Here is a 17,616-nt window from a genome sequence, read left to right on the forward strand (position 1 = left end):
ATAGTCTGCTTTCGTCATTTCCAGTTTTAACCCTTAGCGTACGAAAGCGTAATGTTGGTGAAATCCCAGAGAGACAGTTGTCTTATACTCATGACTACATCCTATATTTTTACTATATATTCCATATATAGTAAAAAAAATCCTTTATTTGGGATAGCGCAAATCGCATTTTGTTGGCGAGACCCATATTTTGGCAACATTTGCGAACAGAACGGATAAATACCAGGTGAACGACGTTTCGCGTCCTGGCTACGGCATTATCGGGCCTTGCCAGGAGGGGTAAAAACATAAAAGACATTTTGAAACCTTTTTATCAAAAGGTAAAACCTCTAATTAGTGTTTTTTTGCCCAAGCTATTATATCGTCTAACACTTTATAAAGAGCAAAATATCCGAAGATCGTCAGAGTTATATTGATTATCACGTAGTTGAGGCGAAAGAAGAATTTGCCGTGGAAGTATTTAACGACAGTAATTTAATAGGATCTTTTTATTCTTCGTAAATGGACAAACTGGAAAAGAGGTGTACTTTTGCAAGAGCAAGCATTTATTGATCCAAAAGCAATCCCAATATCCTGTAAACTAGCTACTGAAATAGGATTATTTTATTAATGCAGAGTATGCAATATTAACTTTTAGGTCAGCCAAGAGCCTTAATCCCAGCGTGGACAAAATGGGAAAGGATGAAAAAATTATGAAAAAGACTTGTCGTAACTGTTGCAAAAAAACGTCTTGTATGCCGTTAGAGCCGTTTATTGCATGTGCATCATGGGGGAAGAAACGAAAACTTCGAAAATCTTAATTGTCAAAATGGAATTGATACTTCAGTACCAGGACGCGGATCAGCGACCTGGACAAAATGTCAAATAGCAAGGCGCCAGAAGTTAAATATACTTGTATGAAAATTGCGGATATTTATCTCCTGAAAGACTTGCTTATAGATGATAAATCAATCAAAAATCAATTAGCTGCTTATTCCGGACAACAAATTGAAATGGAAATTCATAATCAGTAAAGATGGACAAACTGGCACTCATGATTGGAACTCAAAAACACAAGGAAGTGATTTTATGAATGTAGTTATACTACTGTGTTTTACTATGATTATTGCATTTATAATAGTTGGCTATATGGCTTATATGGAGAAGAAAAAAAACGGTGTTATCGTCACAGCAATAACCGTATTGTTTTTAATAGTAATGGGATTTAAAGCATGGACTTTGCAATAAATTCTCCAAGTTAATAAGTAGTCAAATTAGTGGTGGTTTCGTGGTGAGTTAAGACAGTAACTTTAGGAGGACGTAGAAAATGAGTTGCGATAATTTTAATATTGTTGAATTTAATGGAATAAGATCAATATTTGTTGAAGATATTGAAGAATGTAAAAAATGCCCTGAATTCCAGGACGATTTTTGTGAGCATTGGTGTTGCCTAGTGTATGAATCGTAAATGGTGGTATTAGACTAGTCAATTTGACCGACCGGCTGCAGCCGGATCGAAGCCAAGACCAAAATAGAAATGGAGGGCTTATCGTGAATGAAAAATTTATACAGGTAAAGGACTTTTCTACTCCTAATAGCGAGTATGATTTTGTTGACTGGTTACGAAAACTGGTTTTTGCAGATCATCTAAGTGACACAGATAAATTGGCGTTGCTCATTAGCGACATTTCCATGACTGCTGATAATTCGGCAACAATCGAATATAAGAACGGCAATAAATTTAAGCTGACCATTGAAAAAATGTAAGGTCAAAATGGAAATCGATTAAGGGCATGAGCACCAGGGCATTTGTAACATAAATCAAAGCGCATCTCTTTCCATTCTAATCATAAACAATCTTAGATCTGATCCACCTTCGGCAAAAACTCTAAATTCTAATTTTTGACCTGGCTTTATTCGAATGCCTCTAACGTATACAATAAATCCAGAGCTCTCACGAGGGAGTTGATTCACAGTGAATGTAGCGGATGTTAATGGATGTTCTAAATCGTTAGCATCCACGATATCCACGGAAAATGCTTTACCTCCAAGTCTTCTAACTGCATCCATAAAATAATACACATTTATTTGGCCAAGAGATGTATTATCGAAGTATGGTCCATATGAAAAATGTCCTATTCCGTGATGATTATAGTTAAACATTTTATAGCCCGGGCGAGTTATATAGCCTTGAGGAATTTGACCTGTACGCATTGGAAGTTCATCTCCCATCCACCAGTAGGCTTCTGTTCCTAATAAATTACTATTCTCATGATTTTGAATAATCATAGGGTCGATAGTGAGTGAAAAACCAGTATTCAAAATTAATACCCCCTTTTAAACTAACTTATCATGTAGTATTACTTCTAATTAGCAATTTATACATAACACTTAAGACATGGACTAGTCAAAATGGCCGAGTATCCTTGGGCGTTTCCCTAACGGGTCGGGCTGTCGTGAATCGAGCCAAACAAAAACCCTGTTTGTCTCGCCCTTTTGGGCTTCCATCCCTAACGTAAAAACAAAGAAAAACGCAATAAGGACGCCATTCTGCGGAATGGCCTTTAAATAAAGCTCCTGTTTTTTTTCGGTACACATTATAATTCCTTACGGCTTTCTTTTGCAAGGGCGCAAATTTTTTTAAAAACATTAAAAAATTTTGCTTCCTCCCTTGCAAAAGCACCTCCAGGGATTATCCTGTGACGCGTCAAAAAAACAATGCAGGGGGACGGCGTAGATCGGTAACTAATCTTGTTATTGATCTGGTTATTCTAGGCTGTTTACTCTGCTAAGGAGGACGTAATAATGAATAATTATGAAATGAAACAAGAGGCTAGAAAAGAGCGATATATGCAGTTGGCAGATAAAGCTCAACAAGAAAGTAATGTCGCTCATTCAACAGCTAGAAAAATTGGTTCATTTATTCCCTTCGGACAGCCCATTTTAGTGGGACATCATTCCGAAAAACGCCATCGCAGAGATATAGCCAAAATTGAAAATAATATGCGAAAAGCCGTTGCTCTTACAGACAAGGCAAAATATTATAGTGATAAAGCGGCCAGTGTTGGCAAGGGTGGTATTTCTTCCGATGATCCAAGTGCAATTCAAAAACTAAAAGAGCAATTACAGGCAGCAGAAAGAAACCAAGAAATTATGAAAGCAGCAAACAAAGCTATTAAAAAGGGTGATGATGCTGCCTTAAGAAAGTTAGGTTTTACTGATTCTCAAATAGTTGAATTAAAAAAGCCTGATTATATGGGCAGAGTTGGTTATGCGCCTTTCTCCCTTACGAATAATAATGCAAATATTCGTCGGTTAAAAAAACGGATTGAGGAATTAGAAAATAAAGCAAAAATGCAACCCAAGGAAATCGAGCATGAAGGCTTTACATATTGTGAGGAAGATAACCGCTGCCAGTTTATATTCTCAGACAAACCAGATGATGAAACAAGAGCCTTACTAAAATCTCATGCCTTTAAGTGGTCCCCTTCTCGCGGGGCATGGGTTCGGATGTTAAATGGAAATGGAAGATATGCAGCGGATCGTGTGATTAGTAAATTAAAAGCACAAAACGCTTAAATAATAAGGCCATCCGGGAGCCTATCCCAGCTGAAAGGGTGATGATTTAATGCAGGAACTTACTAATAAATGCTTTGATCAACAAGTGAAGCCAGAATGTAAAGGCTGTATGTTTTTAACTTATCTTGACGAAACCGATGAAGAAAAACCGTGTGACATTATTAAATGCAAGAATAGGTGAGTAAGAGGGGAGAAATCCCCTCTATAGACAAACTGGTGGGAGGTCTGAAAATGGACGAATTTATAGGCTGTATCACTCGCAAGGCCAATTCAGATAATATCGTAATTGAAGCTGTATCTAATGATAGAGAGATAAAAATCATTTTTACGCCGGAGAACTTCGCGTTTGCGCTTACAGCTGCACCTAGAAGATGTGAGGTTATTGAAAGATCTTTCAATAAAAAAGAATAATCTCAAAATTGGAGGGAAAAAATGGCTTACTCAAAAATATCACAATCTGATGCTGCTGAAAATATCTATAGTGCTTATAAATTTTGGAAGGACTTAGCTCTTTTATATATGGCTCGTTGTGGCAATGAAATAGCTGATGAATATCAATCCTTAGATAAAGAAGAACGTTCTAAAATGGCCGAAAAAGAATTTATAAGAATTATTAAACGAAAGGAAGAGTAACATGAAAAACATTATAGATAAATTTAAAAACCATTCAGAACCCATACTTAGTGGGGTATTTTGGATTATTATTCTAACTTATGCAATAGCATTTTCTGGTACGAAAACGTTATCATATATATTCTTTGGATTAGGAATGTTAATTCCGCTATTCTGGATTGTAGGTTTCATTGCAAAGAAAAATATATGTTTAATTAATTCAGGTGCTATTATGATTTTCTGCTTAGTCATTGCCTCTATTTTCTATTTGATCAATACTTTCATAGCCTCTTAAAAGATTGTTTTAGCCGCATAATGCAGAGTAGTCAAACTGGTAAAGGTGGACAGTATACCCATAACCACTCATCCATTCCGCTGCTTCTACCGTTCCAGGTAAAATCGCAGTAAGAGGAGTACCTTCATCAACCCCAAGATCAACGCCGCTATGGAATCGTTTCGTATCAAAAACAGGGTGCGTTCACCAGCCAAAAGGAGAGGTAATTAAAAAGAAAAACGCCTGCTTTCCTCAACGGGGCGGCGTGTTGTCGAAAATATAAATTAGGGCGGAAAAGCTGATGAATGAGAAAAAGTGGACAAATTTCTCTGGAAGGTTAGGGATAAGCTTGCTAAGGATATCCTAGATAACCTATCAGCCAAGTAGCTAACAGGTATTACCGGGGTGGGGACAACCAAACTGCGCATATTGTTTGAATCATATTATAGGATGAGTATTGGTGAATATGTGCGCCGGGAGAAGATGAGCTATGCTGTGTTTGTTGTGGAATGATGAAATGAGTATCCAAATCCTTCATTGACATTGATTATCATTATCTATATAATTATAACAAACTCTTTCTAGAAAAATTTATTAAAAGATACTAAAAAAATAAAAGAAGGTGTATTCGTGTGAAAAAAGTAGGGTTTATTATGGCATTTACATTATTATTGATTATGGGAATGTCATTTTCTGCCTTAGCAAAGGATAAAGCCCAGATGACTCCTCCCCAAATTATTACCTTAGCGGCGATTTCTCTACCGCTGGAAATGAAGGAGAAATATGCAGAACAAACAGTGCCAGTGAAGATTAAAGCAACTGTATCTGAACTTGGAACGGTAGATGGTGATGTACAAATCATTACAAGTTCCGGCGATGCTGCCTTTGATAATGCAGTGATTGAGTCAATAAAAAAGTCGATGTTTAGTCCTGCATATAGTGATAATACAGCTGTTTCTTGCTCGATTGTTCTTCCTTTGCATGTCAAAGTAGAAAAAAACATACCAGAAGAACAAGTAGGCAATGAAACACCACCTATCTCGGATAATCAATAAGTCAATTAAGTCAGAAATCGGGTTTAAAATTTCTTTAAATAACGCCATCTCAAATTATGAGTATAACAAAGCTGGGGCACAATGAGATGGAATCACTGAGCCCCAGCTTTGTTAGTGGTAATCAAGTATTGGTTTTTAATTCAAAACAAAAAGCCTTGCAAATTCTAACAAAGAATGAGCGAGGCTTTTTAAGATAAACAAAAATACTAAAGTATACATTTAATGATGACGATTTTTTTTAAATAGATTATGAGCAGCTTCAATTACGTATGATATGAGATGCAAAATGAGATAGAAAAACTTGACAAATGAAAAATTAGATAATATAGTAATATAAGGTAATAATTAGTAGAATTTAATATGAATGATATAGGTGCCTTTCGAGGCTTAATAGGGAAGTTCGGTTAAAGTCCGACACGGTCCCGCCACTGTAATGAGGAGCAAACCCATGTTTATGCCACTGGGATGAAAATTCTGGGAAGGTATGGGAGAGCGATGATCCAGAGTCAGGAGAACTGCCTATATATCAATCACCGTTTGACCTGCGAGAGATGGGGAGGGGATTTTGCGCAAGATACGCATTATTTCGTCTCGGCTGTTTTTTTATTCAGCTGAGATTTATTTATTGTATTTTGAAACTTGCGTTTAACTCTCGGGATCATACCGGGAGTTTTTTGTTTATCAAAAGGTAAACGAGAATTAGTTTTAACAGATGATTTTGGTCAGTGAGTAAGCAAATAGTGGAGGAATGTTATATGAAAAATAAATATGAACTATTGTTATCGCTGAAGTTGCTTGAATATGAAATAAAACAATTAACAATTTATTCCAAGGAATGTAATGAGTGTTTTGATCTGCTAAAAAATAAATTAGACTATCTTTGCAAATTTATGACAAATGATGAGAATCTAAAACAATGGAATTTATGGGAGAATCATAGAGATGTAAGACAACATTGTGAAAGATTAAGAGAAACATCCGTAAAGGCCTTATGTGATATGGAAAAATATCAATCACTTTGTACGTCCAACCACAAATTAGACATAAGTGAGTATTTTACGAGTTTATCAGAGTCCGTTAAATCTGAACTTGAAGATTTTGGTATTGATCGTAAATCTAAGGTGCTTTTTATAGGATCAGGTGCTTTTCCAATTTCAGCACTTACCATTGCTAACGAAATAAGAGCTGAAGTGATGTGTTTGGATATTGATAGGGAGGCTTTAAATCTTGGAGAACAAGTAGCTAATATTTCTGGCTTGCAATCAATGGTCAAATTCTCTAATGAGAAATTAAGAGATGTAGCTTTTCTAAAAGAAGCTACACATATTATTGTTGCTTCACTAGTAAAAAACAAAACCGAAGTCTTAGATGAATTAAAAGGTGTTATAGGTTTGAAGACAAAGATTCTTTTACGATATGGGGATGGTCTAAAGTCGGTGTTTAATTATCCTTTAGACAAAAAGTTATCTGCGGAATGGGTACAAACCCTAAACTGTCAAAGCAAAAATATTTACGATACTATTATTCTGGAGAAAGCAATATGAACATTATTTTTGATGCTTCAAGTATTGAGAAGGAGATAACTCCTGTCCATAGTTTTGGTAATACATTAATAGTTGGTGCTGGTCCAGCAGCAATACATATTGCTGTGAATATTTCCCATGGATGGTGCGATAGATTAGGTATGCTGAATCGGAAAGGATCCCACGCAAGTCGTCTTAGAAGAGATTTAGAACAGAATCATTACAAACTTACAGCAAAGGTACAAAGTGAAATGTACAGCCACCTTACAGGAGAGGCTAATTTAGAATATTTCTACGAAGGTTTTGATAACGTAGATGATATCTGGCAAACCCTAATACTATGTACGCCAAGTGACAGTTATAAAGATATCATCAATGCCTTGCAGATAGACTTACTAAAAAAAGTGAGAACGATAATCTTAATATCACCAGGCATTGGGTCTAACCTTTATATTAATAGTCAACTTAAAGAGGTAAAAGAAAGAATTGAAGTGATCAGTTTTTCCTCATACTATGCTGCAACGAAGCTTGATCCTAGAGTTTCCAATATCTTATCGGTCTTAACAAAGGCTTTTAAAAAACGAATTTATATTGCTTCTAGCAAAAATAATAGTACTGCTATTCATCATGTCAAGTGCTTTGTTGAAAGCCTTACGATACAATGCACGGTTCTTAATAATACAATTGAGGCAGAAAGTAAAAATATTATAACGTATGTACATCCCCCCTTTTTCATTAATGATTTTTCATTAAATGAGATTTTTAATAGTACAGATTCCCAAAAGTATATGTACAAAATCTATCCAGAAGGACCAATTACTCAGCACACCATTAGAACAATGGTTTTACTTTGGAAGGAAATTTCGAAGGTCATTCAATGTTTTGGTGCAAAGCCCATAAACCTATTACAGTTTTTAAATGATGATAATTATCCTGTCCATGAAGAGACGCTTTCACGTGAAGACATCGAGGACTTTATGAATTTTGAGCAAACAAAACAAGAATATCTTCTATATATCCGGTATTCATCAATTCTTATTGATCCATTTTCTACACCTAATGTTAATGGCAAATATTTTGATTTCTCCGCAGTTCCTTATAAACAAGTTTATAAAGACCAGAATGAAAAATGGGTTTTTCCAAGAATTCCTTTTGAAGATTATAAAAGACTTAAGCTTATCTATGGCTTAGCTCAGAAAAAAGATATTCAAATGCCGCAAACTTTGAAGTTAATAGAGTTTTTCGAGAAAAAATTATATCAATTCTTAAAAGAAAATGATAAAGAGCTTTCTTGTCTAGGAATTTGTAATGATTCAATGCAAGATGAAATAGATGCGATAGCAAAGAGTCGCTAATTATGTAGTATAATAAACTAGGGGATTTGGTATTAATGAATAGAGACAATACATATTGTAAAGATAAAAATATTGACAAACTAGAAATTCCATATTATAGTATGAAAAAAGGTAATAGTTACTAAATTTTCATATGGATGGTATAGGTGCCCTTCGGGGCTTAATAGGGAAGTCTGGTTTAACTCCAGCGCGGTCCCGCCACTGTAATGAGGAGCGACCCCATGGTTGTGCCACTGAGATGGAAGTCTTGGGAAGGTATGGGAGAGCAATGATCCAGAGTCAGGAGAACTGCCTATATATCAATCACCGATTGACCTGCGAGAGATGGGGAGGGGATTTGTGCAATTTATTATTGTGCTTATTTCATCCTAGCTGTTATATCAGCTAGGATTTATTTATAGTTTTATATCCTTGCCAAGCTCTCGGTCTATTTCGAGAGCTTTTTATTATGCCTTAAAATCAAATATTAATAATAATGTTATTAATTAATATATATTAGTGGCAATTTTAAGCATAAAATAATTGATACTGATTACTAATCTAGGTAAAAGATATACCGAGTTTAAGGGCTAGGAGGATGGTCAGATGATTTTTAAGTAGTGTGATACGATTGAATATCCACTGTCTAAGTGCAATTGCTTTATCAAGGAGTTTAGTCTTATTCAAATTAGAACTTTCTATTTTTTATAGTCTAGGAAGATTAACACATAATTGGAAGGATGGTCTTATCATGTATTCATTTATAAATCAAAAGAATAACTTTCTAACAATTCTTTGTTCACTTTTCCTATGTGCGGCGATATTAATGTCAGGCTGCAGTAAAGATACGAATCAGCTGGTTAATGAAAATGACAAAAAATTAACCCTTATCTTTAATCTTAAAACGGGCAGTCTTGATCCTCACAATAGTGAAGTAGCACTAAAGGCAGGTGTGGTGGAGACACTTGTAAGGCTGGATGATAATCTAGAGGTTAAACCTTGGCTAGCAACCAAATGGGAAGCGACGGACGGGCGCACTTGGGTATTTACTATTCGAGATGGTGTAACCTTTCAGGATGGAACAACACTAGATGCGGCTGCTGTGAAAGCCTCCTTTGAAAGAGGTATAGCCGTGAGTAAATTGCTGGCAGGAGTGTTAAAGAGTGCTTCTATAGAAGCTAGTGGACAGCAGTTGACGATTATTACGAAGCAGCCACATCCCTCATTGCCCTCAGAATTGGTAAGTCCTTATGCCTCAATTATTAGTGTGGAAGCAGAAAAGAAGATGGGAACAGCTGCGTTTAATATGGCTCCTGTAGGGACTGGTCCATTTAAAATAACAAAATTTACTCCGAATATTGATATTTTGTTAGATCGTTATGATGGCTACTGGGACGGTAAAGCAAAATTGAGCCAAGTTAATTTCAAATTCAATGAAGACGGTAACGTAAGAGCATTGGCACTACAATCTAAAGAAGCAGATGTAGTATACCAGATTCCGCCAGAAACTGTAGCTGCAATCCAAAAGGATAATCAGCTTAGAGTGGACTCCATTGCCAGTCTTAGAGTTCACTTTCTGCTATTCAACCACCAGCAGCCTTTACTTCAGGATGTTAGAGTTAGAAAGGCGCTTGATTTGCTGATTAATCGGCAAAGCATTGCAAAAGATATTATGCTTGGATATGCAACACCAGCGAACGGTCCCTTCAATCCTAATTTGCCTTTTGGCAATAAAGATGCCATTAAACCGTTGAATACAGCAGAAGCAAAAAAATTACTAGAGGAAGCTGGGTTTAAAGCAGGCAGCAATGGGAAACTGGAGAAGGACGGAAGACCGCTGACATTCCAGATGTTAACCTACAAAGGACGACCAGAATTACCGCTTATTGCTCAATTGCTTCAATCAGATGCAGCAAAAATCGGCGTAGACCTGCAGATTAAAATGGTAGAAAATATTGATACCTATTTACGAGAGAATAAGGATTGGGATTTAGTAACGTATAGTAACTTAACTGCACCGCGTGGTGATGGAGGATACTTCCTAAATTCAGCATTCTTACCTGGTGGATCGTTGAATGCGTCTAATATTAACAGCAGTAAGTTGAATGAGATTGTAGCTCGTTTAAATGTAACGGGCGATATTTCTCGAAGGGTAAAAATATCTCAGGAAGCAGCTGCTGTCATTAATGAAGAAGTTCTTCATTCTTATGCGGTCTATCCCAATTTGATCGTGGCGATGAATAAAAGAGTGGTTGGTTGGAAGCCTAGTGCAGCAGAATACTACGTCATTTCGAATAAGGTAGATGTGAAGTAAGATGATAAAACTAATAAAATCACGTCTTTTGCAGCTTATTTTTGTGCTACTTCTTTTATCTTTATTCACCTTTTCTCTGATGAAGATCGCTCCGGGAGATCCCGTACTGCTACTATTGGAAATTGATCAAATGGCATCTACTCAAGCCGACGAAGAGGCACTCCGCAAAGAACTTGGTTTTGATCAGCCGTTGTTGGCCCAATATGGTCAGTGGATGTGGAAGTTAATGCACTTTGATCTAGGAAATTCTTATGTGAAGGGGAAACCGGTTTTAAATGAAATGTTGGTTCGATTGCCTGTGACCATTCAATTAACAGTAGGAGGGCTTATTGTAATGGTGCTGATTGCCGTTCCCCTTGGCTTTTTTTCTGCTAAGTATGTAGGGAGTTGGCCGGATCATTTAAGTCGAATTCTTGCTTTAATTGGAGCTTCGATTCCAAGTTTTTGGATGGGCTTACTGTTAATTTACGCCTTTGCCCTTAAGCTGCAGTGGCTGCCGACAATGGGGAAAGGCGGATTTTGGAATATGATTCTTCCCTCCATTTCCCTCGGCTTTTCCATGGCGGCGGTATATGCTCGCTTACTCCGAGCCGGACTTTTAGAAAGCTTGTCCCAGGAATACATCCGCGCAGCAAGGGCGAGAGGTCTTGGAGAGTGGCGAATTTTATTGAAGCATGCTTTGAGATCTGCACTATTGCCGATTGTGACCGTCTTTGGCATGGGTATTGGCAGTTTGCTAGCGGGATCGGTTGTAACTGAAGTACTATTTTCTTGGCCAGGTTTGGGTAGTATGGTGGTAGATGCGATTTTTCAACGAGATTATCCAATCATCCAAGGCTATGTACTGCTGACAGGAATATTTGTGGTTGTTGTTAATTTACTGGTAGATTTTGCTTATGGACTACTGGACCCCCGGATTCGTTTTGGCAAGGGGGAATTAACATGAACGTGAATGTTTCTACTTATTACTGCCAAACATCGATTCGCAAAGGCGCATGGCGAAATATGCTATACGTCCCTATGACAGCGGTGGGGCTGGGAATGCTGACGATTATTGTACTGCTCACCCTAGTTGGTCCACTCATTGTGCACAATGATTTCACGACAGTACAAATGTCCGAGCGTCTTCAGCCATCTAGCTGGCAATACCCTCTTGGTACGGACCATATGGGAAGATGTATTTTTTCCAGACTAGTTGCAGGTGCTCAGACAACACTTGGCATTTCAGGGCTCGTCATTATATCAGTAACACTAATTGGCGTACCCTTAGGCTTAGTATCTGGATATCTTGGCGGCCGTGTTGATGCATTATTAATGAGGTTTGTAGATGGTGTAGGTGCTTTACCTGAATTCATTTTGGCTATTACCATTTGTGGATTTCTGGGTCCGAACATAACCAATTTGATGTTGGCGATTGTATTGGTAAAGTGGATTTCATATGCCCGTGTCGTTAGAAGTATTGTGCTATCTGAGCGGGAAAAAGATTATGTGTTGGCAGCTCGTGTCGGCGGATGCGGCACAGCAATCATTTTATGGCGGCATTTAATGCCTCAAATTATCTCTCCTGTTCTGGTACTTGCCACACTAAACATTGGAGAAATTATCTTGATCATTTCTTCTTTATCTTATTTAGGTTTAGGTGCTCAACCGCCGGCTCCAGAATGGGGGGCTATGCTAAACGATGGACGGCCGTATTTTCAAACGATGCCCCAATTAATGATTTATCCTGGTCTGGCGATTATGCTGGTAGTTATTTCATGTAATTTGATTGGTGATGGGCTGCGGGATATTTTAGATGTCCGCAGTCAATAAAACAGTGTGTAAGGGGGAGTTGTATGTCACATGTATTGCTAGAAGAAAAGGAAGAGAAAAGAGTGCCTCTAAGTGGATCAAAAGCCCTAATTTCCTCGATAGAACCCATTTTACAGCTGCAACAGTTAAATATTTATGTGCAGCAAGGAAAAGAGTGGCATACATTAATTCATGATCTTTCCTTATCCATTCGTCGGGGAGAAACACTTGCTCTCGTCGGAGAAAGCGGTAGCGGAAAAAGTGTGACAGGAAGCGCAGTTTTAGGACTTTTGCCAAATTCATTACATGTTGGCGGAGGACAAATTCTATTTCAGGGAGGGGATATTCTGCCGCTGCCGGAGCAAATGAGACGAAAATTGCGGGGAAAACAAATAAGTTGTGTCTTCCAGGATTATCAAGGAGGTTTTACACCATTTTTAAAATTGGGCGCACAGCTAGTAGAGACGATACGCTGTCATGAAAAATTGTCTAATCAAGAAGCCACACTCATAGCTTTGAAATGGATTGAGCAGGTAGGTCTGCCGGCAGAGCGTGTATTTAATAGTTATCCTTTCCAATTAAGTGGCGGACAGCAGCAAAGGGTCGCACTGGCAGCAGCGATGATGCTTAAGCCAGCACTTCTGATTGCCGATGAACCAACGACAGCACTGGATGTATTAACGGGAGAGCGGATACTCGATTTATTGGTCATGTTACAGCAGCAGACTCATTGTGCGGTACTATTAATCTCTCACGATTTACGCCACGTTTTAAAGAGAGCTAACACCATTGCAGTTATGCGCCATGGAGAGATAGTGGAAATAGGAGCGGCTGAAAAGATAAAGTCTCAAGCTAGCCATCCTTATACTCAAATGTTACTAAAAGCAAGGCCTTCGCTCTCAGAAATAAATGTCAAAGGTAACGGGGATGTGGCTGCTACTCAGACGACACAGCTTGCCATGAGTGGAGAGGAGCGGTTTGCGTGAAAGAACTTCTGACTGTAAATCGGCTTTATAAGACCTATAGGGAGTCCGGTACAATTGTTGAGGCAGTGCAGGATGTGTCCCTATCTATCTGCGAAGGCGAGTGCCTAGGTCTTGTCGGGGAAAGCGGCAGTGGTAAGAGTACACTGGCACGGCTTTTACTTGCGATTGAGCCGCCAGATAGTGGAGAGATTCAGCTAAATGGTGAATCTCTCCTTGCATTGAAAGGTTCTGCACTAAGAAAAGCAAGAAGACATTTTCAGGTAGTATTTCAGGACCCAAACGCTTCCTTGAACCAGCGATTACCTGTATGGCAGTCCATTATGGAACCGTTAGATAACTTTCCAGACGTCAAGCCACCCTTTCTGGCAGATGTAAGGTATTGTCGCAGGGATACGGCAGTCAAATTGCTAGAAATGGTTGGATTACAAGCAGGGCATATGGAGCGTTACCCTCATGAATTAAGCGGTGGACAACGTCAGCGAGTTGCCATTGCGCGCGGAATTAGTTTAATGCCAAAGCTATTGATTTGCGACGAACCAACATCTAGTTTGGATGTTTCAGTGCAGGCTCAAATCTTACAGTTGCTTAAAAATTTGCAGTCAGAGCTTCGTATGTCATACTTGTTTATTTCTCATGATATTGTTGCAGTACGCATTATGAGCGACAATATAATCGTAATGAAGGAAGGATGCATTGTAGATCGGTTTGCAAGTCAGGAAATCATGAGTCCAAATCGGCACGAATATACACAACAACTAGTCTCTGCGGTCAAGTAGAAACTAAAGGAGCTGAAAAATGAAAAGCGGCATTATTTTTGCTATGTTATCTTCTCTTGTTTTTAGTGTTATGAATGCCTTAGTAAAGGCTGTTAGTTTTTCAATTCCATCAATTGAGGTCGTATTTTTTCGGAGTATAATCGGAACCATCATGATTTATTGCATGATGAGACAGAGTAAAGTGGCATTTTCAACAGAAGGAATCCCGGCCCTCACACTACGAGGTATTCTAGGCGCTCTTTATATGATTACCTATTTTTATACTCTTTCTAAAATACCATTGGTGGACGCTATTATATTAGTAAATTTATCTCCTGTGTTCGTTATGATATTAGCAACTATTTTCCTAAAGGAAAAGCTGTCTAAAAGAACAATTTTTTTGCTGCCTATCGTTTTCTTTGGCGCAATGCTGACTATTAAACCTTTTAACTTTTCCTCTTATTCTACGGATGCACTATTTGGTGTTCTAAGCGCGTTACTTTCTGCAGGGGCGGCAATCGCCATACGTCATTTGAGTAAAAAGCATCATACCTATGAAATCATATTTTACTTTATGGCGACAGCTACACTGGTTTCGATTCCGCTTATGTGGAATAATTTCGTGGCTCCCAGTTCACTTGAATATGTTTATCTTACGTGTATTGGTGTTGTTTCTTTATTAGGACAAGTGTTTCTTACGAAAGCCTTTACTCATGAGAATGCTGTTGTGGTAGAGGTTATTCGCTACATTGGGATTGTTTTTAATGCTATGTGGGGATTCTTATTCTGGGCAGAGGTGCCTGATACATTAACGGTTTTAGGTGGGATGCTTATTATCGGTGCTTGCATAGCGTTATCGTGGAAAAAGAAAAGTAGCAAATGATAGAATCTTTTGCTGAAAACAGTGCTGTCTAGAGCAAAGAGATGCACATCTTCGTTTTGAACTAGCTTCTAAGTAAGCTCTAGATAGAAGTTGCCTTAAATAATTTGATTAAGGCAGCATCAGTCATATTATAAAAAAGATAGGGGAATTTACATGAATAAAAAAATTGCTTTTACTTTAGGCACTGTATTCAGTTTGAGTGTTGCTAGTACTGTACTGGCTGCGCCAGCTAATCTATTTGCTGTCATACCTGAACATCATTGGTCCTATAGTGCTATTGGTGATTTGGCCAAAGCAGGTCTGGTCAATGGTTTCGGTGGTGGTACATATCATGAAGATGTTATTCTGACACGCTGCGAGATGGCTGCTATTGTTGCAAAGGCCATGGCAAAATCTGATAAAGCTGATGCTGCTGGTAAAGCTACCATTGAAAAATTAAAGGCCGAGTTTTCTCCTGAGCTCAATATGACCATGGGGAATGATACAAAAGTAGACAGCCGCCTTGAAAAATTAGAAAAGAATAAATCTACGATTAAAATGACAGGAGATGCTCGAATTCGTTATCAAACCAATTGGAACCAAGGTGCTAAGAACACAGATAATAAAAATACTACCCGTATGCAAGAACGAGTTCGATTGAATCTTACTTCTGATATTGCTGAGAACTTAACATTATTTGGACGTCTTAACGCAACGAATGATTCTAACAAGTATGGGTTGGTTAGTGATACTTCTAAAGCATCAAAATCAGGCAATCCAACTTTTGATCGGGCAGAATTGCAATGGAAAAATAAGCAGATGACTTATTCCTTTGGACGCTTTTTGCCTTCCTTGGGACAAGGTATTATCTGGGACTACAATTCTATCGATGGGGCGATGGCTACCTATGATTTTGGCGGGGTTCAATTCTCTTCTGGGTATGGTGATCTTGCGGCTTACACTGCAAGTGGAAAAACTACGAATGCGTTTATTGCCAACCTCAAAGTAAATGTGGCACAAAATGCTAATATTACTATAGGCCATTTAAATGCCATGACCAACGCTGTCGCAGGCGGTTACAATTTTGAACAAACTGCATATGGTTTCAACGCAAAAACTGGTGATTTTACCGTTAATGGGGAATATGTAAAGAATGATGATAATAAACTACCAACGAATGCGCAAGACCATGGCTATTGGGGAAGAGTGCTATGAAAAGGTATCGATAACAGTAAACCAGGAACATTTGGTATTAGCATTGATTATTTAAAATTAGGAAACTACGCCGTTGATTCTTATAATAACCCAGGAACCTTGGTGGTAAATGGGGGAAATAATAACGGCTTAGGCAACTATGGCGATGGAGCAAAAGGCTATGGTCTCGGTGTACAATATGTATTTGCCAAAAATGCAAATATGGAAGCAAAATATTATAATTTAAAACCATATGATAACACTGCTTTCAGTAAATATAAACCTTCCTATCATCTGATTACAAACTTTAAATTCTAAAAAATATAACATATGTCATGGCATTATGAGATTAAATATGATTTATTATCTTTGCTCATTATAATGTCATGCAATATGTACAAGCCGCAGCCTATAAGGATAACTTATTTAAAGAAGATACCAGATATCAATAGAGCAGTGAGGAGGCTGTTTATTTATAAAATAGGAGGAAAATGAATGGAGAATGCTTTAATTAAAGATGCAATTACGAAATTTTGGAATGAACGAGGGCAAAGCTATGATAATGCCCTTGGTCATGGAATAACAAATCTTGAGGAAAAAAAGCTTTGGTTAAATATTCTAGAAGAGGTTATTGGGACAAAATCATTAAAAATTTTAGACGTAGGGGCCGGAACAGGATTTCTAGCTTTATTGTTAGCAGAATTAGGGCATCAAGTGACAGCGGTGGATTTATCAGAAGGAATGCTAGGGGAAGGAAAAAGAAAGGCTGATGCAATGGGGGTAGGAGTGGATTGGAATATTGGAGATGCGGAGTCTCTTCCATTTCAGGAAAATACATTTGATGTGGTTATTAATCGGCATTTGTTTTGGACGCTAACCAGACATACACTTGCACTAGAAGAATGGAAACGAGTTTTGAAGACAGGCGGCAGAATTGTAGTTATGGATGGTCAATGGAGACAAGTTGGCATTATGGAATGGATGAGACGAAGAATACATGACATTATTAAGATGGCACATGGCAAAGAAGAATGGCGTAGAAGATATTTAAAAGCTCGCTCTCAGCTAACCTTTGCTGGAGGAGCTGCTCCGGAAGAAGTAATGAGACTCTCTAATTTATCAGGATTTAATAATACATCCTTCATGTGGCTTCAAAATATTTATGATATGGAAAAGAAAATGATTCCATGGTATCGCTGTCTTACTACCAGCTGTTATCTTCGTTATGTCGTAATTGGACAAAAGAATAAGTGAAAAATCGAATGAAGAACTCCTACAAAGTGGATATCTTGTAAGAGTTCTTCGGGTGTATCCCTGATTTTGTGTAAACTCCAATTGGTATAAAAAGAGCAAATATT

18 protein-coding genes, 1 pseudogene and 2 riboswitches are annotated in these 17,616 nt (G+C 38.0%); of the genes and pseudogenes, 17 read left to right on the plus strand and 2 right to left on the minus strand.

Features of this window, described 5'->3' with window-relative positions; genetic code table 11:
• The first annotated feature begins 1,068 nt into the window (after positions 1-1,068).
• The gene (locus LMF89_RS21805) at positions 1,069-1,227 is read left to right on the plus strand and encodes a hypothetical protein (RefSeq protein ID WP_229536928.1); all 159 of its coding nucleotides are present in this window, start codon (positions 1,069-1,071) and stop codon (positions 1,225-1,227) included.
• A gap of 303 nt (positions 1,228-1,530) precedes the next feature.
• The gene (locus LMF89_RS21810; protein ID WP_229536929.1) at positions 1,531-1,746 is read left to right on the plus strand and encodes a hypothetical protein; all 216 of its coding nucleotides are present in this window, start codon (positions 1,531-1,533) and stop codon (positions 1,744-1,746) included.
• A 54-nt stretch (positions 1,747-1,800) separates the two neighbouring features.
• Here the strand turns inward: LMF89_RS21810 and LMF89_RS21815 are convergent, their stop codons facing one another.
• On the minus strand, positions 1,801-2,301 hold the full coding sequence (locus tag LMF89_RS21815; protein WP_229536930.1) for a hypothetical protein: 501 nt from the start codon (positions 2,299-2,301) through the stop codon (positions 1,801-1,803).
• A 483-nt stretch (positions 2,302-2,784) separates the two neighbouring features.
• Here LMF89_RS21815 and LMF89_RS21820 point away from each other — a divergent pair, with 483 nt between their 5' ends.
• The 4 genes from LMF89_RS21820 to LMF89_RS21835 all read left to right on the plus strand — a co-directional run bounded on the left by LMF89_RS21820 (position 2,785) and on the right by LMF89_RS21835 (position 4,465).
• Positions 2,785-3,558, plus strand: coding sequence for a DUF3560 domain-containing protein (locus LMF89_RS21820; RefSeq protein WP_229536931.1), 774 nt, complete (start codon positions 2,785-2,787; stop codon positions 3,556-3,558).
• A gap of 231 nt (positions 3,559-3,789) precedes the next feature.
• A complete protein-coding gene (locus LMF89_RS21825) occupies positions 3,790-3,969 on the plus strand; it encodes a hypothetical protein (RefSeq protein WP_229536932.1) in 180 nt (59 codons plus the stop codon).
• A gap of 21 nt (positions 3,970-3,990) precedes the next feature.
• Entirely contained in the window at positions 3,991-4,191 is a 201-nt protein-coding gene (locus LMF89_RS21830) for a hypothetical protein (protein WP_229536933.1), read from the plus strand.
• A 1-nt stretch (position 4,192) separates the two neighbouring features.
• Positions 4,193-4,465 carry a hypothetical protein gene (locus tag LMF89_RS21835; RefSeq protein ID WP_229536934.1) on the plus strand — a complete coding sequence of 91 codons (273 nt, stop codon included), beginning with the start codon at positions 4,193-4,195 and terminating at the stop codon, positions 4,463-4,465.
• 9 nt (positions 4,466-4,474) lie between these two features.
• Here the strand turns inward: LMF89_RS21835 and LMF89_RS26485 are convergent.
• Positions 4,475-4,612: pseudogene (locus tag LMF89_RS26485) on the minus strand (hypothetical protein); the annotation flags it as partial.
• Positions 4,613-5,076: 464 nt separating this feature from the next.
• On the opposite strand from LMF89_RS26485, the gene LMF89_RS21845 reads away from it, so the two are divergent.
• The 11 genes from LMF89_RS21845 (at position 5,077) to LMF89_RS21895 (ending at position 17,512) form a co-directional block, all read left to right on the plus strand.
• The gene (locus LMF89_RS21845; RefSeq protein WP_229536935.1) at positions 5,077-5,499 is read left to right on the plus strand and encodes a TonB family protein; all 423 of its coding nucleotides are present in this window, start codon (positions 5,077-5,079) and stop codon (positions 5,497-5,499) included.
• 354 nt (positions 5,500-5,853) lie between these two features.
• Positions 5,854-6,036: riboswitch (cobalamin riboswitch) on the plus strand.
• 218 nt (positions 6,037-6,254) lie between these two features.
• Positions 6,255-7,043, plus strand: a complete 789-nt coding sequence (locus LMF89_RS21850; protein WP_229536936.1) for a nicotianamine synthase family protein — start codon at positions 6,255-6,257, stop codon at positions 7,041-7,043.
• Positions 7,040-8,377, plus strand: a complete 1,338-nt coding sequence (locus LMF89_RS21855) for an opine metallophore biosynthesis dehydrogenase (RefSeq protein ID WP_229536937.1) — start codon at positions 7,040-7,042, stop codon at positions 8,375-8,377. The genes LMF89_RS21850 and LMF89_RS21855 overlap by 4 nt, the downstream gene beginning before the upstream one ends.
• A gap of 127 nt (positions 8,378-8,504) precedes the next feature.
• A riboswitch (cobalamin riboswitch) is annotated at positions 8,505-8,687 on the plus strand.
• 420 nt (positions 8,688-9,107) lie between these two features.
• Entirely contained in the window at positions 9,108-10,670 is a 1,563-nt protein-coding gene (nikA, locus tag LMF89_RS21860; RefSeq protein WP_229536938.1) for a nickel ABC transporter substrate-binding protein, read from the plus strand.
• Position 10,671: 1 nt separating this feature from the next.
• The gene (gene nikB / locus LMF89_RS21865) at positions 10,672-11,616 is read left to right on the plus strand and encodes a nickel ABC transporter permease (protein ID WP_229536939.1); all 945 of its coding nucleotides are present in this window, start codon (positions 10,672-10,674) and stop codon (positions 11,614-11,616) included.
• Complete coding sequence (gene nikC / locus LMF89_RS21870) at positions 11,613-12,482, plus strand: nickel transporter permease (protein WP_229536940.1); 870 nt, start codon at positions 11,613-11,615, stop codon at positions 12,480-12,482. The genes nikB and nikC overlap by 4 nt, the downstream gene beginning before the upstream one ends.
• Positions 12,483-12,505: 23 nt before the next feature.
• Positions 12,506-13,447: an ATP-binding cassette domain-containing protein gene (locus LMF89_RS21875; RefSeq protein WP_229536941.1), complete on the plus strand. Its 942-nt coding sequence runs from the start codon at positions 12,506-12,508 to the stop codon at positions 13,445-13,447.
• The gene (locus LMF89_RS21880; RefSeq protein WP_229536942.1) at positions 13,444-14,223 is read left to right on the plus strand and encodes an ABC transporter ATP-binding protein; all 780 of its coding nucleotides are present in this window, start codon (positions 13,444-13,446) and stop codon (positions 14,221-14,223) included. Before LMF89_RS21875 ends, LMF89_RS21880 begins: the two co-directional genes overlap by 4 nt.
• Before the next feature lie 19 nt (positions 14,224-14,242).
• On the plus strand, positions 14,243-15,085 hold the full coding sequence (locus LMF89_RS21885; protein WP_229536943.1) for a DMT family transporter: 843 nt from the start codon (positions 14,243-14,245) through the stop codon (positions 15,083-15,085).
• A gap of 153 nt (positions 15,086-15,238) precedes the next feature.
• Positions 15,239-16,279, plus strand: a complete 1,041-nt coding sequence (locus LMF89_RS21890; RefSeq protein ID WP_229536944.1) for a putative porin — start codon at positions 15,239-15,241, stop codon at positions 16,277-16,279.
• Between the two features lie 474 nt (positions 16,280-16,753).
• The gene (locus LMF89_RS21895; protein ID WP_229536945.1) at positions 16,754-17,512 is read left to right on the plus strand and encodes a class I SAM-dependent methyltransferase; all 759 of its coding nucleotides are present in this window, start codon (positions 16,754-16,756) and stop codon (positions 17,510-17,512) included.
• Positions 17,513-17,616: the final 104 nt, after the last annotated feature.

Origin of the sequence: Pelosinus baikalensis (assembly GCF_020819555.1) — a bacterium.
Lineage (GTDB): Bacteria > Bacillota > Negativicutes > DSM-13327 > DSM-13327 > Pelosinus > Pelosinus baikalensis.

Bases quoted from the DNA above. Each gene is read 5' to 3' on its own strand.
- nikC (WP_229536940.1), top strand. From the start codon at position 11,613: ATGAACGTGAATGTTTCTACTTATTACTGCCAAACATCGATTCGCAAA.
- LMF89_RS21805 (WP_229536928.1), top strand. From the start codon at position 1,069: ATGAATGTAGTTATACTACTGTGTTTTACTATGATTATTGCATTTATA.
- LMF89_RS21830 (WP_229536933.1), top strand. From the start codon at position 3,991: ATGGCTTACTCAAAAATATCACAATCTGATGCTGCTGAAAATATCTAT.
- LMF89_RS21885 (WP_229536943.1), top strand. From the start codon at position 14,243: ATGAAAAGCGGCATTATTTTTGCTATGTTATCTTCTCTTGTTTTTAGT.
- LMF89_RS21895 (WP_229536945.1), top strand. From the start codon at position 16,754: ATGGAGAATGCTTTAATTAAAGATGCAATTACGAAATTTTGGAATGAA.
- LMF89_RS21855 (WP_229536937.1), top strand. From the start codon at position 7,040: ATGAACATTATTTTTGATGCTTCAAGTATTGAGAAGGAGATAACTCCT.
- LMF89_RS21890 (WP_229536944.1), top strand. From the start codon at position 15,239: ATGAATAAAAAAATTGCTTTTACTTTAGGCACTGTATTCAGTTTGAGT.
- LMF89_RS21820 (WP_229536931.1), top strand. From the start codon at position 2,785: ATGAATAATTATGAAATGAAACAAGAGGCTAGAAAAGAGCGATATATG.
- nikA (WP_229536938.1), top strand. From the start codon at position 9,108: ATGTATTCATTTATAAATCAAAAGAATAACTTTCTAACAATTCTTTGT.
- nikB (WP_229536939.1), top strand. From the start codon at position 10,672: ATGATAAAACTAATAAAATCACGTCTTTTGCAGCTTATTTTTGTGCTA.
- LMF89_RS21850 (WP_229536936.1), top strand. From the start codon at position 6,255: ATGAAAAATAAATATGAACTATTGTTATCGCTGAAGTTGCTTGAATAT.
- LMF89_RS21825 (WP_229536932.1), top strand. From the start codon at position 3,790: ATGGACGAATTTATAGGCTGTATCACTCGCAAGGCCAATTCAGATAAT.
- LMF89_RS21835 (WP_229536934.1), top strand. From the start codon at position 4,193: ATGAAAAACATTATAGATAAATTTAAAAACCATTCAGAACCCATACTT.
- LMF89_RS21875 (WP_229536941.1), top strand. From the start codon at position 12,506: ATGTCACATGTATTGCTAGAAGAAAAGGAAGAGAAAAGAGTGCCTCTA.